This window comes from Streptomyces sp. NPDC059092 (genome assembly GCF_042756365.1).
Taxonomy (GTDB): domain Bacteria; phylum Actinomycetota; class Actinomycetes; order Streptomycetales; family Streptomycetaceae; genus Streptomyces.
In genome coordinates this window covers 1-19,326 of record NZ_JBHZEJ010000106.1, presented here as the reverse complement: position 1 = coordinate 19,326, position 19,326 = coordinate 1, and the positions used below count along the sequence as shown (strand labels likewise).

Genomic DNA, 19,326 nt, shown 5'->3' with positions numbered 1-19,326 from the left:
CCTCTGACCGTGCGGCGCGGCCGCCCGGATCCTGCCCCGGTCTTCCTTCCCCCGCCGGCCCGGTCCACCCACCACCGCGCCCCCCCACGGCTCCGTCTTTTCGTGCGGGCAGCAAAGAATAGGCCGCACCTATTTCTTGTCTTTGTATACGGCTCGATTGTTAATGCCGTGCGCTCGCGATGTTTACGGCGTGTTGCGAAGCCCTCACCTTTTCCCGGCCGTGGTCGGGGCCGCGCCCCGGACGGCGCAGCCGGTGCACCGCCACCGTGTGCTCCGCGTGCAGGGCGGTGAGCGCCCGCGCGCGTTCGCCGTCGCCGCGCGCGACGGCGTCCACGATCGCGCCGTGCTCCGCCCAGGACTCCACCGGGTGGCTGGGCTGCTCGACCACGTACATCCAGGCGATCTTGTGCCGGAGCTGGGTGAGCAGCGAGGTGAGCGCGGGGCTTCCGGACGCCTGCGCGAGCGTCTCGTGGAACCAGGCGCCCAGCGCGCGCAGATCCTCGCCCTGGCCCCTGCGGGCCCGCTCCTGACCCAGCCTGACCAGGCCGCGCAGGACCTTGAGGTGGGCCTCCGTACGGCGCTGCGCGGCGCGCGCCGCGCCCAGGGGCTCCAGCAGCAGCCGCACTTCCAGCAGGTCGGCGGCCTCCTGCTCGGTGGGTTCCGCGACACAGGCGCCGGCATGACGGCGCGTGGTCACGAAGCCCTCCGACTCCAGCGTGCGCAGGGCTTCGCGCACCGGGACGCGGGAGACGCCGTAGCGCCGCGCGAGCTGCTCCTCGGTGAGCCGGCCGCCCCGCTCGAACAGCCCGGAGACGATGTCGTCGCGAATAGCCGTGCATACCGATTGCGCGGGAATGCGCATGTCCGAACCTCCGCCTTAATCCGCGCGAAACGCAGCCGATCGACGCCTGTTCCGTGACTCTATTGCAATCAACGCGAATTTCCGATGGGTGCCCGGAATCCATGGATATCTTTTGGCCAGCCCGGGGCGCCGACGCGCGGAGAAGGCGAAGGCCCCGGCGGGGAGCCGGGGCCTTCGGCGGAAAACGGTGCGCGGGAGGGCGGGGAGCGGTCAGACCGCCACGCCGTGCGTGCGGAGGTACGCGACCGGGTCCATGTCGGAGCCGTAGTCGGCGCTCGTCCTGGCCTCGAAGTGGAGGTGCGGCCCCGTGACGTTGCCGGTGGCGCCCGAGAGGCCGATCTGCTGGCCCGGGGTGACGCTCTGGCCGACCGAGACGCCGATCGAGGAGAGGTGGCCGTACTGGGTGTACGTGCCGTCCGTCATCCTCAGGACGATGTTGTTGCCGTACGAGCCGCCCCAGCCGGCCTCGACGACGGTGCCCGCGCCGGCGGCCACGACCGAGGTGCCGGACGCGGCGCGGAAGTCGACGCCCGAGTGGCTGCCGGAGGACCAGAGGGAGCCGCCGGAGTGGTAGCCGGTGGTGACGTACGAGCCGGCGACGGGGAGCTGGAAGGTGCCCAGCCGCTTGCGCTCCTCGGCGCGCGCGGCACGCTCCCGCTCCTCACGCAGCTCCTTCGCGCGGGCCTCCGCCTTGCGCTCAGCCTCGGCCTTCGCGGCGGCGCGCGCCGCGGCCTCGGCCTTCAGCCGTTCGGCCTTCTCGGCCGCGTGGCGCTGGGCCTCGGCCTGGTCGTCGACCGCGCCGGCGACGGCGTCGCCGATGGCGATGACCTGGGTGAGCCCGGCGTGCGTGGCGGCCTCGGTACCGCTGTCGGCGGCGAGCGCCGGGGAGGCGAGGGAGCCGATGACGCCGGTCGCGGTCAGCGTCGCGAACCCGGCGGCGCTCGCGCCCTTGCAGGTGATGCGGTTCGGGGCGCGGTGCTTCCCGGTGGCACGGGTGAACGCCATGAAGTGGCTGGTCCTTTCCTTCCCTCTCGCCTACCGGGTTAGCTGACGGGTTCGGAGCAGGAAGGTCTCCTACGGACCCCTCCGCGCGGTGTGCTCGCGAAGGCCGTCCGATTCACCCCAGGGACGTGGGTCCCCGGCTCCCCAGGCTCGCGCCTGACGGGGACTCGGCGATGGCTGTCCGGTGCCACTGATGCGGCGCAACGGCGAACAGCCGGACCGACGCTAAGCGGCTCGTCTTTCAATAACCAAACAGACAAGGTTTTTTGTAGCGCACACCACAGGGCAGACAGGCATCCTTTCCACCAAAGGGGACATAAAGCAGAACCCCGGCGACCGCGGTCGCCGGGGTTCCCTCGTCGGACGAATCAGCCTGTGACAACCGTCACTTCACCGATTCCGAGAGCTTCGACGGGCTCCTTGATCTGCGCCGCGTCCCCGACCAGGACGGTGACGAGCCGGTCCTCCGGGAAGGCGTTGACGGCCGCGGCCGTCGCCTCGACGGTGCCCGTCTCGGCCAGCCGCGCGTAGAGCCGCGCCTGGAAGTCGTCCGGGAGGTGCTGCTCGACCTGGTCGGCCAGCGTGGCCGCGACGGAGGCGGCCGTCTCGTACTTCAACGGCGCGACCCCGACCAGGTTCTGCACGGCCACATCGCGCTCGGCGTCCGTGAGCCCTTCGGCCGCGAGGGTGCGCAGCACCGTCCAGAGGTCGTCGAGCGCCGGTCCCGTGGACGCGGTGTCCACGGAGCCGCTGATGGCGAGCATCGCGGCGCCCGTCGCCCCGTCCGGGGAGGACGGCGCGGTGGAGCGCAGCACCTGACCGAAGGCGCGCACGCCGTAGGTGTAGCCCTTCTCCTCGCGCAGGACGCGGTCGAGCCGGGAGGTGAGCGTGCCGCCCAGGCAGTACGCGCCCAGTACCTGCGCGGGCCAGACCCGGTCGTGCCGGTCGGCGCCGATACGGCCGATCAGAAGCTGCGTCTGGACGGCGCCGGGGCGGTCCACGATGACCACCCGGCCGGTGTCGTCGGCCGTGATCGGCGGTACGGGCCGGGGCGCGGCCGTGTCGCCCGTCCAGGCGCCGAGGGTGTCCGCGAGGATCGCGTCCAGGTCGACGCCGGTGAGGTCGCCGACGATGACCGCGGTGGCCGTCGCGGGGCGTACGTGCGCCTCGTAGAAGGCGCGGACGCCCGCGGCGTCGATGCGCTCCACGGTCTCCTCGGTGCCCTGGCGCGGTCGTGACATGCGCAGGGAGGCCGGGAACAGCTCCCTGGAGAGCTGCTTGGCGGCACGGCGGCCCGGGTTGGCGGTCTCGTGCGGGATCTCGTCGAGCCGGTTCCGTACGAGCCGTTCGACCTCGCTGTCCGCGAAGGCGGGGGCGCGCAGCGCCTCGGCGAGCAGGCCGAGCGCCTTGAGCAGCCGGGAGACGGGGACCTCCAGGGAGACCCGCAGGCCCGGGTGGTCCGCGTGCGCGTCGAGGGTGGCGCCGCAGCGCTCCAGCTCGGCGGCGAACTCCTCGGCGCTGTGCTTGTCGGTGCCCTCCGAGAGCGCCCGCGCCATGATCGTGGCGATGCCGTCGAGCCCTTCGGGTTCGGCGTCCAGCGGGGCGTCGAGATTGATCTCGACGGCCACCACCTGCTGGCCCGGGCGGTCGCAGCGCAGCACCGTCAGGCCGTTGCCGAGCGTGGAGCGCTCGGGGGCGGGGAAGGCCCAGGGCCTGGCCTCGCCGGCGGTCGGCCGCGGGTGGAACTCCATGGTCACGGCAGCGTCGGTCACTGGTCCGCCCCCTCGTGCTCGTCGTTCTCGGCGGTGTCGTCGGCGTCCGCGGTGTCGTCGGCGCCGACCGGTTCGTACACCAGCACCGCCCTGTTGTCGGGGCGCAGCCGCGCCGCGGCGACTTCCCTGACCTCGTCCGCGGTGATGTCCAGGACGCGGTCGACGGCGCTCAGCGCGAGCTGCGGGTCGCCGAACAGGACGGCGAACCGGCAGAGTTCGTCGGCGCGGCCGGCGACCGTGCCGAGCCGGTCCAGCCATTCGCGTTCGAGCTGGGCCTGGGCCCGCTCCATCTCCTCGGCGGTGGGGCCCTCGGCGGCGAACCTGGCCAGCTCCTCGTCGACGGCGCTCTCGATCTCGGGGACCTCGACCCCGCCGGACGTCTTCACGTCCAGCCAGCCGAGCGACGGGGCGCCCGCCAGCCGCAGCAGCCCGAAGCCGGCGGCGACCGCGGTGCGGTCGCGCCGTACCAGCCGGTTGTGGAGGCGGGAGGACTCGCCGCCGCCGAGGACGGTGAGCGCCAGGTCGGCGGCGTCGCACTCCCGGGTGCCGTCGTGCGGCAGCCGGTAGGCGGCCATCAGCGCGCGGGCCGGGACCTCCTCGTACACCTCCTCGCGGAGCTGCTCGCCGATGGTGTCGGAGAGGGTGCCGTCGCGCGGCGGCTGCTTGCCGTCGTGCGAGGGGATGGAGCCGAAGTACTTCTCGATCCAGGCGAGGGTGCGCTCGGGGTCGATGTCGCCGACGACGGAGAGCACCGCGTTGTTCGGCGCGTAGTTCGTACGGAAGAACGCGCGGGCGTCTTCCAGGGTGGCGGCGTCCAGGTCGGCCATGGAGCCGATCGGTGTGTGGTGGTAGGGGTGGCCCTCGGGGTAGGAGAGCGCGGTCAGTCGTTCGAAGGCCGTACCGTATGGCACATTGTCGTACCGCTGGCGGCGCTCGTTCTTGACGACGTCCCGCTGGTTCTCCATGGACTCTTCGTCGAGCGCGGCGAGCAAGGAGCCCATCCGGTCGGCTTCCAGCCAGAGCGCCAGTTCGAGCTGGTGGGTGGGCATGGTCTCGAAATAGTTGGTGCGTTCGAAGCTGGTGGTGCCGTTGAGGGAGCCGCCGGCCCCCTGCACCAGCTCGAAGTGGCCGTTCCCCGACACCTGCGCCGAGCCCTGGAACATCAGGTGCTCGAAAAGGTGGGCAAGGCCGGTACGGCCCTTGACTTCGTGGCGCGAGCCGACGTCGTACCAGAGGCAGACCGCGGCGACCGGGGTCAGGTGGTCCTCGGAGAGCACCACGCGGAGGCCGTTGGCCAGGCGGTGCTCAGTCGCTGTCAGGCCGCCGGAACCGGCCTGCGCTGTGGCCGTGTGACCCATGGGCATGTACGTCCCTTCGATCGCGATATGGAGAAGTCCTGCCACTGTATGCAAGCGTGCCGACACCTGGCGAAGTTCCCGTAACAGGTCCGGGATCTGGCACCCTTCCGACACGCGCCCCATCCCGTCCCAACGACGGGTCGGGGTCGGCGTTGTCAGTGGCGCGGTCCACAATGGTCCGCGTCAGTTCCAGAAGTTGCCGTACAGAACTTGTGAAGGAGCCGCAGCCGCGATGGCCCGCCGCAGCACCAAGACCCCGCCGCCGGAGGACTTCGAGGAGAAGATCCTCGACATCGACGTGGTCGATGAAATGCAGGGCTCCTTCCTTGAGTACGCGTACTCGGTGATCTACTCCCGGGCCCTGCCCGACGCCCGGGACGGCATGAAGCCGGTGCACCGCCGCATCGTGTACCAGATGAACGAGATGGGCCTGCGCCCCGACCGCGGCTACGTGAAGTGCGCGCGCGTCGTCGGCGAGGTGATGGGCAAGCTCCACCCGCACGGGGACGCGTCGATCTACGACGCCATGGTCCGCATGGCACAGCCGTTCTCGATGCGGCTGCCGCTGGTGGACGGCCACGGCAACTTCGGCTCCCTCGGGAACGACGACCCGCCGGCCGCCATGCGGTACACCGAGGCGCGGATGGCCGACGCGACGTCGCTCATGACGGAGTCCATCGACGAGGACACCGTCGATTTCCAGCCGAACTACGACGGTCAGGAGCGCGAACCGGTCACACTTCCGGCCGCGTACCCCAACCTGCTGGTCAACGGGGCCACCGGTATCGCGGTCGGTATGGCGACGAACATGCCGCCGCACAACCTGGGCGAGGTCGTGGCGGCCGCCCGCCACCTCATCAAGCACCCGGCCGCCGACCTGGAGACGCTGATGCGTTTCGTGCCGGGTCCCGACCTGCCGACCGGCGGCCGGATCGTCGGGCTGACCGGCATCAAGGACGCGTACGAGAAGGGCCGGGGCACCTTCAAGATCCGCTCGACGGCGACGGTGGAGGACGTCACCCCGCGCCGCAAGGGCATCGTCGTCACGGAACTGCCCTTCACGGTCGGCCCCGAGAAGGTCATCGCGAAGATCAAGGACCTGGTCTCCGCGAAGAAGCTCCAGGGCATCGCGGACGTCAAGGACCTCACGGACCGTTCGCACGGCCTGCGCCTGGTCATCGAGATCAAGAACGGCTTCGTGCCGGAGGCGGTGCTGGAGCAGCTCTACAAGCTGACGCCGCTGGAGGAGTCCTTCGGCATCAACAACGTGGCGCTGGTGGACGGCCAGCCGCTGACGCTCGGCTTGAAGGAGCTGCTGGAGGTCTATCTGGACCACCGGTTCACGGTGGTGCGCCGCCGCAGCGAGTTCCGCAGGACGAAGCGGCGCGACCGGCTGCATCTGGTCGAGGGGCTGCTCGTCGCGCTCATCGACATCGACGAGGTCATCCGGCTGATCAGGTCGAGCGACAACTCGTCGCAGGCCAAGGAGCGGCTGATCGAGCACTTCTCGCTCAGCGACATCCAGACGCAGTACATCCTGGACACGCCGCTGCGCCGGCTCACCCGGTTCGACCGGATCGAGCTGGAGAGCGAGCGCGACCGCCTCAACGGCGAGATCGACGAGCTGACCGGCATCCTGGAGTCGGACGGCGAGCTGCGCAAGCTCGTCTCGACGGAACTGGCAGCGGTGGCGAAGAAGTTCGGCACCCCGCGCCGCACGGTACTGCTGGAGTCGGGCGCCGCCATGGTGGCCTCGGTGCCGCTGGAGGTCGCTGACGACCCGTGCCGGGTGCTGCTCTCCTCCACCGGGCTGCTGGCCCGTACGGCCAACGGCGCGCCGCTGGACGCGGGCGAGGGCCGGCGCGTCAAGCACGACGTGATCGTCTCGGCCGTCCCGGCGACCGCGCGCGGCGACATCGGCGTCGTGACGTCCACCGGACGGCTGCTGCGGATCTCCGTGATCGACCTGCCGCGGCTCCCGGACACCGCCGCGACCCCGAACCTGTCGGGCGGGGCGACGGTCTCGGAGTTCCTGGAGCTGGACGACGGCGAGGAAGTGGTCTGCCTGACGACGCTGGACGAGTCGTCCCCCGGGCTCGCGCTCGGCACGCTCCAGGGCGTCGTCAAACGGGTCGTCCCGGACTACCCCTCCAACAAGGAGGAGCTGGAGGTCATCTCCCTCAAGGAGGGCGACCGTGTGGTCGGCGGCGCCGAGCTGCGGACGGGCGAGGAGGACCTGGTCTTCATCACCTCCGACGCCCAGCTCCTGCGCTATCAGGCGGGGCAGGTACGGGCCCAGGGGCGGGCCGCTGGCGGCATGGCGGGCGTCAAGCTGGCCGACGACGCCACGGTGATCTCGTTCACCGCCGTCGATCCGGCGGCGGAGGCGGTGGTCTTCACGGTCACCGGGTCGCACGGCACTCTGGACGACTCCGTCCGTACGGCGAAGCTCACCCCGTTCGACCAGTACCCGCGCAAGGGCAGGGCGACGGGCGGGGTGCGCTGTCACCGGTTCCTGAAGGGCGAGGACATGCTGGCCCTGGGCTGGGCGGGCGCGAGCCCGGCGCTCGCGGCGCAGCGGAACGGCACACCGGTCGAGCTGCCGGAGCCCGACCCGCGCAGGGACGGTTCGGGTACGCCGTTCGCGGCGGAGGTCCACGTACTGGCCGGGCCCGCGCACTGACGGCGAACGAACCGGGCCGGTGACGGCCTTGAGGGGGCCGGGTCCTTGGACCCGGCCCCCTCAAGGTCTCCGGGGTCGGGTGGTTCTCAGGGCTCCGAGGGGCCCCCGGGCTCGGACGAGTCTCCAGGCTCGGACGGGTCCCCGGGCTCCGACGGGTCCGGTACGTAGCGCAGGACGCCCCACATGTCGCGCTGATCGGCCGTGGTCCCGGCGTCCTCCCCCGCGCCCGCCCGGTCACGCGCCTCCGCCTCCGCCTCGGTCTCCTGGCACGCCGCCAGCTCCTTCAGCAGCGCGTCCGGGTCGATGCCCGAGCCGATCAGGACGAGCTGGGTGAGCCGCTCCGTACCCCGGGCCCAGGGCTCCGGACGGAAGCGCAGGAAGCGGCCTACCGCGTGCACCCCGTACCGGTGGTCCGGGTCGCCCGCGCCGAAGTCCACGAAGCCCTTGATCCGGTAGAGCCCCGCGGGCCGGGAGTCCAGGAACGCCATCAGCCGGCGCGGACGCATCGGCGCGGACGCGGTGAACGACACGCTCTCGTAAGCCGTGTGGAGATGCCCCTCGTGCCCGGCTCCGTTGCCCGCCCCGTGGCCCGCGTCGTGGCCGGTGTGGTCCTCGTCCTCGTGCAGGTCCTCGAAGGAGAGCTGGCGTACCTTCTCCTCCTCGGCCGGCCGGACTGCGGGGTCGAAGAGCAGCTCCGGGTCGACCCGTCCGTACGACGCGGAGACCACCGGCGTCCCCGGGCCGAGCGTCTCCAGGACGTCGAGGATCCGCGCGTGTTCCGCCTCCCCCACCCGGTCGGTCTTGTTCAGGACCACCAGATCCGCGAGCGCGAGATGGCGGTCGATCTCCGGATGGCGCCGGCGGGTCGCGTCGAACTCGGCGGCGTCCACCACCTCGACCAGCCCCCCGTAGACCGTGTGCGGGTTGTCCCCGGCGAGGATCATCCGGACGAGTTCCTGCGGCTCGGCCAGTCCGCTGGCCTCGATGACGATCAGGTCGATCCGCGCGGACGGGCGGGTCAGCCGCTCCAGATAGCCGTCGAGCTCGCTCGCGTCGACAGCGCAGCACAGACAGCCGTTGCCGAGCGAGACCGTCGAGCCGACCTGGCCCTCGACCGTCATGGCGTCGATCTCGATGGCCCCGAAGTCGTTGACGACCACCGCGATCCTGTTGCCGGCGCGGCGCCGCAGCAGATGGTTGAGCAGGGTCGTCTTCCCTGATCCCAGAAAGCCCGTGAGAACGACCACCGGGATCTGCTTCCTGCTCACGCCTGGCGCCTCCGTGCCGCGTCGTCGTCCGGTCCCGTCCCCCGCGCCCGCGGCGGACCCACCGAGCGGATGATCATGGAGTCCGCCGCCCGCACCAGGATATGGGTGCGCCACCCCGCGGGGCGCCGGGCCGGCCTGCCGCCGGGGATGTGGCCGGACACCCACCCACCGGGTACCGATTCCGCCGAAATTTCGGAAAGCGCGTCGCGCCCCTTACCGTTCGTGTACATGAGCGCCGGACCGAGCACCGCGGGCGGACGACGGAGATTCGGCTGGCCACGCCGGGTCTTCTCCCAGGTGCTGCTGATGCAGCTCGCCATCGCCGCGGGCGTCACCGTGCTGGCCACCGGCCTCTTCCTGGCCCCCTTCAGCGCCGAGCTGGACGACCAGGCGATGCGCCGCGCGCTCGCGATCGCCGAGACCACCGCCTCCGTACCCGTCGCCGAGGACCTGCTGGCCACCGGTCCTTCGGCCGACGGACCCGTGCAGGCCGAGGCCGAACGGATCAGGCGGGCCACCGGCGCCGAGTACGTGGTGATCATGGACAAGCGCGGGGTGCGCTGGTCGCACACCGACCTCGACGAGATCGGCAGGGTCGTCTCCACCGACCCCAGCGACGCCCTCGCGGGCAAGGACGTCATGGAGCTGGACAGCGGCACGCTCGGCCGCTCCGCCCGGGGCAAGGTGGCGCTGCGCGACCGCCATGGCACGATCGTCGGCGCCGTCTCGGTCGGGATCGCGTACGACAGCGTCCGCGACCGGCTCCTCGCCGCCATCCCGGGGCTCCTCGCCTACGCGGGCGGCGCCCTGGCGGCCGGGGCGCTCGCCGCGTATCTGATCTCCCGGCGCCTCCAGCGCCGGACCCACGACCTGGCGTTCTCCGACATCTCGGCCCTGCTCACCGAGCGCGAGGCCATGCTGCACAGCCTGCGCGAGGGCGTCGTAGCACTGGACGGTTCCGGCCGGATCCGGCTGATGAACGACGAGGCGCAGCGGCTGCTGGGGCTCGGTCCCGACGCGACGGGCCGCCCGCTCGGCGAGGTGCTGGGCGAAGGCCGGACCACCGAGGTGCTGACCGGGCGGGTACTGGGCGAGGACCTGCTCACCGTACGGGGCAGCCGCGTCCTGGTCGCCAACCGGATGCCCACCGACGACGGCGGCGCGGTCGTCACCCTGCGCGACCGCACCGAGCTGGAACAGCTCGGCCGGGAGCTGGACGCCACCCGTGGGCTGATCGACGCCCTGCGCGCCCAGGACCACGAGCACGCGAACCGGATGCACACCCTGCTGGGGCTGCTGGAGCTGGAGCTGCACGAGGAGGCGGTGGAGTTCGTCACCGAGGTGGTCGGGGTGCACCGGGCCACCGCCGAGCAGATCACCGAGCGGATCCACGATCCGCTCCCTGCGGCCCTGCTGGTCGGCAAGGCGACGGTCGCCGCCGAGCGCGGCGTGTCCCTGCGGCTGGCGCCCGCCACGCTGCTGCCCGACCGGCTGGTGGACCCGCAGGGGCTGGTCACGATCGTGGGCAACCTCGTCGACAACGCGCTGGACGCGGCGGTCGGTTCCGTGGAGCCGCGCATCGAGGTGGAGCTGCGCGCCGAGGGCCGTACGGTCGTGGCGGTGGTCTCCGACAGCGGGCCCGGCGTCCCCGAGGAGCGGCGCGAGCTGGTCTTCACCGAGGGCTGGTCGACCAAGCAGCCACCGGCCCACGGCAGGCGCGGGCTCGGCCTCGCCCTGGTCCGCAGGCTCGCGGAGCGGCAGGGCGGCAGCGCGCGGGTGGGCGCGGCGGCGGACGGCGGCGCCCGGTTCACGGTCGTCCTCCCGGAGGCGCTGACCGAGGCGGGGCAGGTGGGGCCTGCCGGGCAGGGGAGCCCTCCGAGGTCCGAGGGGCCCGAGGCGCCCGGCGGGTCCGTGGGACCCGATCCGTCGGCCGGTACGTCACAGGAGCAGGCGACCGCAGGGGAGAGACGATGATCGATGTTCTGGTCGTGGACGACGATGTCCGCGTCGCGCGCATCAACACGGCCTATGTGGCCAAGGTGGCCGGCTTCCGGGTGGTCGCCCAGGCCCACTCCGCCGCCGAGGCGCTGGCCCGTATCTCCGAGCACTCCGTCGATCTGATCCTGCTCGACCACTACCTGCCGGACGAGAACGGACTCGCGGTCGTCCGTGAGCTGCGGCGGCTCGGCCACCAGACCGACGTGATCATGGTGACAGCCGCGCGCGATGTCGCCACCGTCCAGTCGGCCATGCGCCACGGCGCACTCCAGTATCTGGTCAAACCCTTCAATTTCGCCGGGCTGCGGGCCAAGCTGGAGGCGTACGCGACGCTCCGCCGCACCCTGGAGAGCGGCGGGGAGGCGGAGCAGTCGGAGGTGGACCGGATGTTCGGGGCGCTCTCCGCGGCGACGGCCCCCTCGCTCCCCAAGGGCCACTCCCCCACCACCGCCGAGCTGATCCGCCAGGTGCTCATGAAGGCCGAGGGGCCGCTCTCGGCCCAGGAGATCGCGGAGCACGCGGGGATGAGCCGGCAGACCGCGCAGCGCTATCTCAAACTGCTGGAGCGGTCCGGGCGGGTACGGCTGACGCTCCGGTACGGCGAGACGGGGCGCCCTGAGCACCGCTACGCGTGGGCGGCGAGCGTCTGAGACGGGCCCCGGGCTCCCCCTCGGCGGCCTGCGGATGTCCCGTCAGACCGCTCCCGCGCCGGTCAGGGACCTGACCTCGGTCTCCGCGTGGCGGGCAGCGTCGGGCGGCTCGGTGGAGGTGACCGTACCGATCCACCCGGCGAGGAAGCCCAGCGGGATCGAGACCAGTCCCGGGTTCTCCAGCGGGAAGACATGGAAGTCGACCCCGGGGAAGACGGCCGCGGGGCTCCCCGACACCACCGGCGAGAGCGCCACCAGCAGGAGCGCCGGGATCAGCCCGCCGTAGACGGACCAGACGGCGCCGCGCGTGGTGAAGTTCCGCCAGAACAGCGAGTAGAGCAGCACCGGCAGATTGGCGGACGCGGCGACGGCGAAGGCGAGCCCGACCAGGAAGGCGACGTTCAGCTCCTGCGCGAGGAGGCTGAGCGCGATGGCGACGGCGCCGATGCCGACCGCGGCGACCCTGGCCACCGCGACCTCGCCGCGCGGCGTGGCACCGGGGCGCCTGCTCCGCAGTGAGGCGTACAGGTCGTGGGCGACGGAGGCCGAGGAGGCGAGCGTGATGCCCGCGACGACGGCGAGGATGGTGGCGAAGGCGATGGCGGCGACCACGGCGAAGAGAATCGTTCCCCCGGTCGAACCGGCGCCGCCGCCGAGTTCTAGCGCCAGCAGCGGCACCGCGGTGTTCCCGGCCGCGTTGGAGGTACGGACGGCGTCCGAGCCGACGAGGGCCGCCGCGCCGAACCCGAGCACGATCGTCATCAGGTAGAAGCCGCCGATGAGGCCGATGGACCAGACGACCGAGCGGCGGGCGGCCCGCGCGGTCGGCACGGTGTAGAAGCGCGACAGGATGTGCGGCAGTCCGGCCGTGCCGAGGACCAGGGCGAGCCCCAGGCTGATGAAGTCGAGGCGCGCGGTCCGGTCGCCGCCGTACTTCAGCCCGGGGACGAGGAAACCGCCGCCGTGACCGCTGTGGGCGGCGGCGGTGTTCAGCAGCGCGTTGACGTCGCCGTGGAAGCGGACCAGCACGAGTACGGTCAGCGCGACGGCACCGGCCATCAGCAGGACCGCCTTGACGATCTGGATCCAGGTCGTGGCACGCATCCCGCCGAGCGAGACGTAGATGACCATGAGGGCGCCCACACCGATCACGGTCCAGGTGCGCGCGGCGCCGCTCGTCCCGCCCAGGAGCAGTGCGACCAGGCTCCCCGCGCCGACCATCTGTGCCACGAGGTAGAGCACGGAGACGGTGACGGAGGAGGTGCCCGCGGCGATCCGGACGGGCCGCTCGGCCATCCGGGAGGCGACGACGTCGGCGAGGGTGAACCGGCCGCAGTTACGGACGAGTTCCGCGACCAGGAAGAGGACGACCAGCCAGGCGACGAGGAAGCCGACCGAGTAGAGCATGCCGTCGTAGCCGAAGAGGGCGATCAGACCCGAGATGCCGAGGAAGGAGGCGGCGGACATGTAGTCGCCGGCTATGGCGAAGCCGTTCTCCATGGGCGAGAAGAGCCGGCCGCCGGCGTAGAACTCCTCGGCGGTGCCGTGGCGGTGACGGCTCACCCAGGTGGTGATGGCGAGGGTGACCGCGACGAACGCGCTGAACAGCAGCAGGGCCAGGGTCTGGTGGTCACCGCTCATCGGCCGCCCCTCCCGCTCGCCGAGGACACCCCGGACGCTCCGGACGCCTCGCCGTGCCCGGCCTTCCCCGCGCGTTCCCGGTCGAAGACCGCCCAGCGCAGTTCGAGCGCCGCGCGGTCCCGGTACAGCCGGGCGTGACGGGCGTACGCCCAGGTCAGCAGGAAGGTGGAGAGGAACTGTCCGAGACCGGCGGCCATCGCCACGTTCACCGCGCCCACCACCGGCCGGGCCATCAGCCCCGGTGCCGCGGTCGCCGCGACGACGTACGCGACGTACCAGACGAAGAAGGCGAGCGAGGCCGGGACGACGAACCTCCGGTACCTGCCGCGCACTTCCTGGAAGGCGGCGCCGCGCTGGACCTCCCGGTAGATGTCGGCGGCGGGCCGGCCCTCTCCGGCCGCGTCCTCCCGACCGGTACGGGGCCCGCGCCCCGTCCCCGTACCGTCCTGGTCGCCCCAGTCCGAGGCCAGCGCGTCGTACCACGGGTCGTCGAGCCGCACCGCTGCGGCGTCGCGCCCTTCCTGCTTCTCCACCGGTCAACTCTCCTTGTCAGCGAACCGTTTCGGCGCGCGTAGCAAGGATGGTCGGAGCACGGGGACCGGCTGCCGGTCTCTCCCGCGACTTCACCCCATCAGGTGATGTTCGTCCCGGGTGGCGGGATGAATCCGCGTTGATAGGCATAGCGCACGGCCTGGGCACGGTCGCGTACCCCGGTCTTGGCGAAGAGGTTGTTGATGTGGGTCTTCACCGTGGCCGCCCCGATGTGCAGGCGCTCGGCGATCTCCTTGTTGGAGAGGCCCTCGGCGACCAGGGTGAGCACCTCGGCCTCCCGCGCGGTCACGCCGTCGGGCAGCTCCGCGGGGGCGGGCACGGCGGGCGGCGCCGTGACGTGCTCCAGCAGCCTGCGCTGCACGGACGGGGCGAGCCCCGCCTGGCCGGAGAGCACGTCGGCGACGGCCTTGACGATCTCCTCGCCCCGCGCGTCCTTGGTGAGGTAGCCGCGGGCGCCGGCCTGGAGCGCGGCGAACAGCGAGTCGTCGTCCGCGTAGGTGGTGAGCACGACGACCTGCGTCCCCGGGTGCCCGGTGCGGATCCGGCGGGTGGCCTCCACCCCGTCGCAGCGCGGCATCCGCAGATCCATCAGCACCACATCGGGGGCGAGTTCGGCGACCAGGGCCACGGCCTCCTCGCCGTCCCGCGCGGCGCCCACGACCTCGATGTCCGGCAGCAGCCCGAGCAGCATCACGATGCCCTCGCGCACCACGGACTGGTCGTCGGCCACGACCACCCGGGCCGTCATGCGGGCACTCGCAGACGCACGCTGAAACCCTTCCCCTCGGGGCCGCCGGGGACCGACCGATCGCCGGGACCGGCCTCCAACGTGCCGCCGAGCAGTTCGGCACGCTCCCGCATCCCCAGCAGACCGTACCCGGAGCCGGACGCCACCAGGGCGCCCGGGGCGGTCTCCCGGCCACCGGAGTTCCGTACGTCCAGGGTCACGTCGTCCGTGCCGTACGTCAGCAGGATCCGCACCCGCGCGCCGGGCGCGTGCTTGCGCACGTTGGTCAGCGCCTCCTGGACGACGCGGCGCACCGCCTGGGACGCCTCGGCGCGCAGCGGCCGCGGCTCCCCCGCCACGACGACCTCCGCGCCGTCCACCGCGGCCAGCTCGCGAAGGTACTCCCCGAGGGGCGCCATGTCGCCGCGCAGCGCGGAGAGCGCCTGCCGGGTCTCGGCCAGCCCCTCGCGCGCCATGGAGCGCGCGGCGACGACCCGCTCCAGGATCTGGTCGCGGAACGGCCCCGGCGGCTCCTGCCCGATCCGCAGCCGCGCCGCCTCCAGGTGCACGAGCTGCGCGGAGAGGCTGTGCGCGAGGACGTCGTGGATGTCCCGGGCGATCCTGGCCCGTTCCGCGAGGGCGGCGGACTCGGTCTCGGCGACGCGGGCGGCGCGCTCCTGCGCGAGCAGCCGCTGCGCGGTGCCGCGCGCCTCCGCGTCGAGCCGCAGGGCGTAGCCGCCGAGCACCACGCCGACGGTGGTGAGCACGACGTTCAGCCAGGTGCCGTGCTGGACGACCGCGTATCCGCCGAGCGTGGCGAGCGTGGTGGGCAGGGCGGCGGCGAGCGGCAGCCGTTGCATGCCGACGACGGCGCAGACGCACCAGAAGACGGTGGCCGCGACGACGAACCCGGCGCCCTGCGCGGCCAGCGCCCCGCCCATCAGCACCACCAGCAGCCCGAGGGACGGCCACAGGTCGTGGCGCAGGGTGGTGCGGAAGAAGGCCCAGCCGCAGAAGGCGACGGCGCCGAGCACGGCGACGGCGGCGACCGCCCCCCAGCCGCTGACATGGCGCCGGCTGAAGGTGGACCACAGGAGCGCGGCCAGCACCACCAGGCGTACGGCATGGGCCAACCATCGGCGGGCGTCGGTCAGGCCCCCACGGGACAGCGCCTCCCGTGAGGGCCATTTCGTCCAGGCGTCGGTCGTCACACACGGTCCTTCCACGGCGCGGAGGCCACGCCGCCACCATACGACGCGCCCCGGGCGTACGACACGCCGTCCCGCTGAGGTCCGTCCTCCCCGTCCTCCCGTGCGGACGGTACGGCGCCGGTACGGGCCCGCAGGGCGAGGATGCCGTCGCGGACCAGCACGGACGCGGCGAGCGCGAGCATCAGCGCGCCGCTGCCCTGGTGGACCCCCAGCAGGGCGCCGAGGCCCGTCAGCCCGAGGCGTACGGCGATACCGATTGCCCAGACGGCGAGGGTGGCCCGGGTGCCCTTCGACCGGACCGTGCCGTCCGGCCCGGTCCACAGCCGGGTGGTCCAGGCCCAGCCGGCGCCCATCGCCACGCCCACCACCAGCTCGACGCCGAGCAGCGCCAGGGACAGCGGCCGCTCGTCCGCGCCGAGCAGCCCAGGCCGGCGCAGGGCGAGGAAGACGAGGACGGCGGGGACCACGAGCACGCCGCGCCCGCCGGTGGCGACCCGCCTGGCCTTGAGCTGGCGCGCCACCACCAGGACGACCACGGCGGCGATCAGGAGCACATCGATCAGCGACGACAAGGGGGCCTCCGGGACGAAGAAGTTCAACGCCCTCGACATTACGGAGAAACCCCAGGTCACAGCATCGGCTCGGGGGTTGATCGCGGGTGGAGGTACGGCCTCCACCCGTAGGTGGAGGCCGTGTCCCGCGCTCCGCCCGGGGCGGTGGTGGTGGTCAGGCGTCGATGCGCGAGCGGTCCAGGGTCGCCGCCGAGCTGGTGATGAACTCCTTGCGGGGCGCCACCTCGTTGCCCATCAGCAGATCGAAGACCTGCTCGGACGACTCCAGGTCGCCGATGTTGATGCGCCGCAGGGTGCGGTGGCGCGGGTCCATCGTCGTCTCCGCGAGCTGGTCGGCGTCCATCTCTCCGAGGCCCTTGTAGCGCTGGATGGAGTCCTTGAACCGGATGTTCTTGCGCTGGTACTCCAGCAGCGTCCGGCGCAGCTCGTTGTCCGAGTACGTGTACACGTACTTGTCCTGGCCCTTCTTGGGCTGGACCAGCTCGATCCGGTGCAGCGGCGGTACGGCGGCGTAGACGCGGCCCGCCTCCACCATCGGCCGCATGTACCGCTGGAAGAGCGTGAGCAGCAGGATACGGATGTGGGCGCCGTCGACATCGGCGTCGACGAGGAGCACGATCTTGCCGTAACGGGCGGCGTCGATGTCGAAGGTCCGGCCCGAGCCCGCCCCTATGACCTGGATGATCGCTCCGCACTCGGCGTTCTTGAGCATGTCCGTGACCGAGGCCTTCTGGACATTGAGGATCTTGCCGCGGATCGGCAGCAGCGCCTGGAACTCACTGTTCCTGGCGAGCTTCGCCGTACCGAGCGCGGAGTCCCCCTCCACGATGAACAGCTCGCTGCGGTCCACGTCGTCGCTGCGGCAGTCGGCGAGCTTGGCCGGCAGCGACGAGGACTCCAGCGCCGTCTTCCTGCGCTGCGCGTCCTTGTGCTGGCGGGCCGCGATCCGGGTGCGGGCGGCGGCGACCGCCTTCTCCAGTACGGCGCGTGCCTGCGCCTTCGCGTCGCGCTTCGTCGACGTCAGGAACTCCTTGAGCTCCTTGGCGATGACGTTGGCGACGATCCGGTTGGCCGCGGAGGTGCCCAGGACCTCCTTGGTCTGGCCCTCGAACTGCGGCTCGGCGAGCCGCACCGTGACCACGGCGGTGAGACCTTCCAGGGCGTCGTCCTTGACGACGTCGTCCTCGGCGACGCGCAGCATCTTGGCGGAGCGCAGCACCTCGTTGACCGTCTTGGTCAGGGAACGTTCGAATCCGCTCACATGGGTGCCGCCCTTGGGGGTGGCGATGATGTTGACGAACGACTTGACCGCCGTGTCGTACCCGGTGCCCCAGCGCAGGGCCACGTCGACGCCCAGCTCGCGGGTGACCTCGGTGGGGGTCATGTGGCCGCGGTCGTCGAGGACCGGCACGGTCTCCTTGAAGGTGCCCTGGCCGGTGAGGCGCAGCACGTCGCAGACGGCCTTGTCCTGCGCCAGGTACTCGCAGAACTCGCTGATGCCGCCGTCGAAGCGGAAGGTGTCCTCGACCGGGCCGCTTCCGTCGAGTCCCCGCTCGTCCCGGACGACGAGGGTCAGGCCGGGAACCAGGAAGGCGGTCTGGCGGGCGCGCTGGTGCAGGTTCTCCAGGGAGAGCTTGGCGTCCTTGAGGAAGATCTGCCGGTCGGCCCAGTAGCGCACACGTGTGCCGGTACGGGTCTTGGGCACCCGCTTCGCCTTACGCAGCCCGTTCGCGGGGTCGAAGGGGCTGTCGGGGCCCTGCTCGGTGAACATTCCGGGGACACCGCGGCGGAAGCTGATCGCGTGGGTGGAGCTGTTGCGGTCCACCTCGACGTCGAGACGGGCGGAGAGGGCGTTGACGACGGAGGCGCCCACGCCGTGCAGCCCGCCCGAGGCGGCGTACGAGCCGCCACCGAACTTTCCGCCCGCGTGCAGCTTGGTCATCACGACCTCGATGCCGGAGAGCCCCGTCTTGGGCTCGACGTCGACGGGGATGCCCCGGCCGTTGTCCTTGACCTCGACCGAGCCGTCCTCGTGGAGGATCACGTCGATGTGGTCGCAGTAGCCGCCCAGGGCCTCGTCGACGGAGTTGTCGATGATTTCCCAGAGGCAGTGCATGAGGCCGCGGCTGTCGGTCGACCCGATGTACATTCCGGGGCGCTTGCGGACCGCTTCGAGTCCTTCAAGGACGAGCAGGTGCCGCGCGGTGTAGTTGGAACCGTCACGGTCTGCTGTCAGCAGCGCTGTGGACGGCACGGACGTATCGGCGGTCACGCGGGTTCGCTCCTCGCTGAATTTGAGATGTGGCCCCGTGGGGTAAAGGCCCGGCGTCTGTCACCGGTCAGAGGGTACAGAGGCCTGGTAGAGCCGTTGTCACGCCACCCTCGCGAATTCTTATGCTAGTCCAAGGTCGTATACGTGTTCGATCGTTCGGCGGAGTGAAGCACACATCACGTTCCCTTCCAGGCATGAACCATTTAGGCTCCGGGCACGTCCTCATCAACAACCGGCAAGCCGGCCGGCGCAGGACGAACCCCCTGACCACTATCTGCAAGCAACGCGAAACCCGTAGTGCGAAGCCCAGCTATGCAATACGGCTCATTCGCCGCCAACCGCCAGCAACCAGCCACGACGGAAGAAATTTTCGAGGAAAAGCCGCGAGCGGGAACGTTTTCGGCCTGGTTGGATGTTGACCCTGGTACGACAGCTCGTCGAGCTAGAGAAGAGGCGACGTGACTACTGTTCTGACCCCCGCGAGCCCCCTGACGGCGGCTGACCGCTGCGACCGGTGCGGCGCCCAGGCCTATCTGCGCGTCCTCCTGTCGAGCGGTGGTGAACTGCTCTTCTGCGCCCACCACGGACGCAAGTTCGAGCCGGAACTCAAGAAGATCGCCGCGGAAATACAGGATGAGACCGACCGACTGACGGCCGTACCGGCCGGCGGTGGTGAAGAGGAACACTGACACCTCGCATCCACACGACGAGCCAAGGGCCGGCCCGCTGACCGGCCGACGGGCGGCCACCCCGCGACC

At 71.6% G+C, this 19,326-nt stretch carries 15 protein-coding genes and 1 riboswitch; of the genes, 4 read left to right on the top strand and 11 right to left on the bottom strand.

The features are described 5' to 3' along the window. Positions 1-160 precede the first annotated feature (160 nt). The 4 genes from ACFXPL_RS35410 to ACFXPL_RS35395 all read right to left on the bottom strand — a co-directional run bounded on the left by ACFXPL_RS35410 (position 161) and on the right by ACFXPL_RS35395 (position 5,000). Complete coding sequence (locus ACFXPL_RS35410; RefSeq protein ID WP_384927276.1) at positions 161-862, bottom strand: GntR family transcriptional regulator; 702 nt, start codon at positions 860-862, stop codon at positions 161-163. Positions 863-1,072: 210 nt separating this feature from the next. Further along, complete coding sequence (locus ACFXPL_RS35405) at positions 1,073-1,867, bottom strand: M23 family metallopeptidase (RefSeq protein WP_384927275.1); 795 nt, start codon at positions 1,865-1,867, stop codon at positions 1,073-1,075. Between the two features lie 12 nt (positions 1,868-1,879). Then, positions 1,880-2,047: riboswitch (cyclic di-AMP (ydaO/yuaA leader) on the bottom strand. A 185-nt stretch (positions 2,048-2,232) separates the two neighbouring features. Further along, on the bottom strand, positions 2,233-3,636 hold the full coding sequence (locus tag ACFXPL_RS35400; RefSeq protein ID WP_384927274.1) for a M16 family metallopeptidase: 1,404 nt from the start codon (positions 3,634-3,636) through the stop codon (positions 2,233-2,235). Beyond that, a complete protein-coding gene (locus tag ACFXPL_RS35395) occupies positions 3,633-5,000 on the bottom strand; it encodes a M16 family metallopeptidase (protein WP_384927273.1) in 1,368 nt (455 codons plus the stop codon). The genes ACFXPL_RS35400 and ACFXPL_RS35395 overlap by 4 nt, the downstream gene beginning before the upstream one ends. A gap of 226 nt (positions 5,001-5,226) precedes the next feature. Between ACFXPL_RS35395 and ACFXPL_RS35390 the strand changes: the two genes are divergently transcribed. Then, positions 5,227-7,677: a DNA topoisomerase (ATP-hydrolyzing) subunit A gene (locus ACFXPL_RS35390; RefSeq protein WP_384927272.1), complete on the top strand. Its 2,451-nt coding sequence runs from the start codon at positions 5,227-5,229 to the stop codon at positions 7,675-7,677. Positions 7,678-7,763: 86 nt separating this feature from the next. Here ACFXPL_RS35390 and ACFXPL_RS35385 read toward each other — a convergent pair whose 3' ends face one another. Beyond that, positions 7,764-8,945 carry a CobW family GTP-binding protein gene (locus ACFXPL_RS35385; protein WP_384927271.1) on the bottom strand — a complete coding sequence of 394 codons (1,182 nt, stop codon included), beginning with the start codon at positions 8,943-8,945 and terminating at the stop codon, positions 7,764-7,766. A 228-nt stretch (positions 8,946-9,173) separates the two neighbouring features. Here ACFXPL_RS35385 and ACFXPL_RS35380 point away from each other — a divergent pair, with 228 nt between their 5' ends. Then, complete coding sequence (locus tag ACFXPL_RS35380) at positions 9,174-10,919, top strand: ATP-binding protein (RefSeq protein WP_384927270.1); 1,746 nt, start codon at positions 9,174-9,176, stop codon at positions 10,917-10,919. Then, positions 10,916-11,593, top strand: coding sequence for a response regulator (locus tag ACFXPL_RS35375; RefSeq protein ID WP_384927269.1), 678 nt, complete (start codon positions 10,916-10,918; stop codon positions 11,591-11,593). Before ACFXPL_RS35380 ends, ACFXPL_RS35375 begins: the two co-directional genes overlap by 4 nt. Positions 11,594-11,635: 42 nt before the next feature. Here ACFXPL_RS35375 and ACFXPL_RS35370 read toward each other — a convergent pair whose 3' ends face one another. The 6 genes from ACFXPL_RS35370 to ACFXPL_RS35345 form a co-directional block, all read right to left on the bottom strand. Continuing rightward, positions 11,636-13,234, bottom strand: coding sequence for a cation acetate symporter (locus ACFXPL_RS35370; protein ID WP_384927268.1), 1,599 nt, complete (start codon positions 13,232-13,234; stop codon positions 11,636-11,638). Next, on the bottom strand, positions 13,231-13,767 hold the full coding sequence (locus ACFXPL_RS35365) for a DUF485 domain-containing protein (RefSeq protein ID WP_384927267.1): 537 nt from the start codon (positions 13,765-13,767) through the stop codon (positions 13,231-13,233). The genes ACFXPL_RS35370 and ACFXPL_RS35365 overlap by 4 nt, the downstream gene beginning before the upstream one ends. A 98-nt stretch (positions 13,768-13,865) precedes the next feature. Then, a complete protein-coding gene (locus ACFXPL_RS35360; RefSeq protein WP_384927266.1) occupies positions 13,866-14,534 on the bottom strand; it encodes a response regulator in 669 nt (222 codons plus the stop codon). Next, the gene (locus ACFXPL_RS35355) at positions 14,531-15,724 is read right to left on the bottom strand and encodes a sensor histidine kinase (protein WP_384927265.1); all 1,194 of its coding nucleotides are present in this window, start codon (positions 15,722-15,724) and stop codon (positions 14,531-14,533) included. Before ACFXPL_RS35355 ends, ACFXPL_RS35360 begins: the two co-directional genes overlap by 4 nt. Then, positions 15,721-16,323, bottom strand: a complete 603-nt coding sequence (locus ACFXPL_RS35350) for a DUF1453 domain-containing protein (RefSeq protein ID WP_384927264.1) — start codon at positions 16,321-16,323, stop codon at positions 15,721-15,723. The genes ACFXPL_RS35355 and ACFXPL_RS35350 overlap by 4 nt, the downstream gene beginning before the upstream one ends. Before the next feature lie 127 nt (positions 16,324-16,450). After that, positions 16,451-18,568 (bottom strand): type IIA DNA topoisomerase subunit B, encoded by a 2,118-nt coding sequence (locus ACFXPL_RS35345; RefSeq protein ID WP_384927263.1) that lies wholly within the window; start codon positions 18,566-18,568, stop codon positions 16,451-16,453. Between the two features lie 458 nt (positions 18,569-19,026). Between ACFXPL_RS35345 and ACFXPL_RS35340 the strand changes: the two genes are divergently transcribed. Beyond that, positions 19,027-19,257, top strand: coding sequence for a hypothetical protein (locus tag ACFXPL_RS35340; protein WP_030350144.1), 231 nt, complete (start codon positions 19,027-19,029; stop codon positions 19,255-19,257). The last annotated feature ends 69 nt before the right edge of the window (positions 19,258-19,326 follow it).

Excerpts from the sequence above, each read along its gene's own strand:
- ACFXPL_RS35405 (WP_384927275.1), bottom strand. The coding sequence starts at position 1,867 with ATGGCGTTCACCCGTGCCACCGGGAAGCACCGCGCCCCGAACCGCATC.
- ACFXPL_RS35390 (WP_384927272.1), top strand. The coding sequence starts at position 5,227 with ATGGCCCGCCGCAGCACCAAGACCCCGCCGCCGGAGGACTTCGAGGAG.
- ACFXPL_RS35380 (WP_384927270.1), top strand. The coding sequence starts at position 9,174 with ATGAGCGCCGGACCGAGCACCGCGGGCGGACGACGGAGATTCGGCTGG.
- ACFXPL_RS35375 (WP_384927269.1), top strand. The coding sequence starts at position 10,916 with ATGATCGATGTTCTGGTCGTGGACGACGATGTCCGCGTCGCGCGCATC.
- ACFXPL_RS35360 (WP_384927266.1), bottom strand. The coding sequence starts at position 14,534 with ATGACGGCCCGGGTGGTCGTGGCCGACGACCAGTCCGTGGTGCGCGAG.
- ACFXPL_RS35370 (WP_384927268.1), bottom strand. The coding sequence starts at position 13,234 with ATGAGCGGTGACCACCAGACCCTGGCCCTGCTGCTGTTCAGCGCGTTC.
- ACFXPL_RS35410 (WP_384927276.1), bottom strand. The coding sequence starts at position 862 with ATGCGCATTCCCGCGCAATCGGTATGCACGGCTATTCGCGACGACATC.
- ACFXPL_RS35395 (WP_384927273.1), bottom strand. The coding sequence starts at position 5,000 with ATGCCCATGGGTCACACGGCCACAGCGCAGGCCGGTTCCGGCGGCCTG.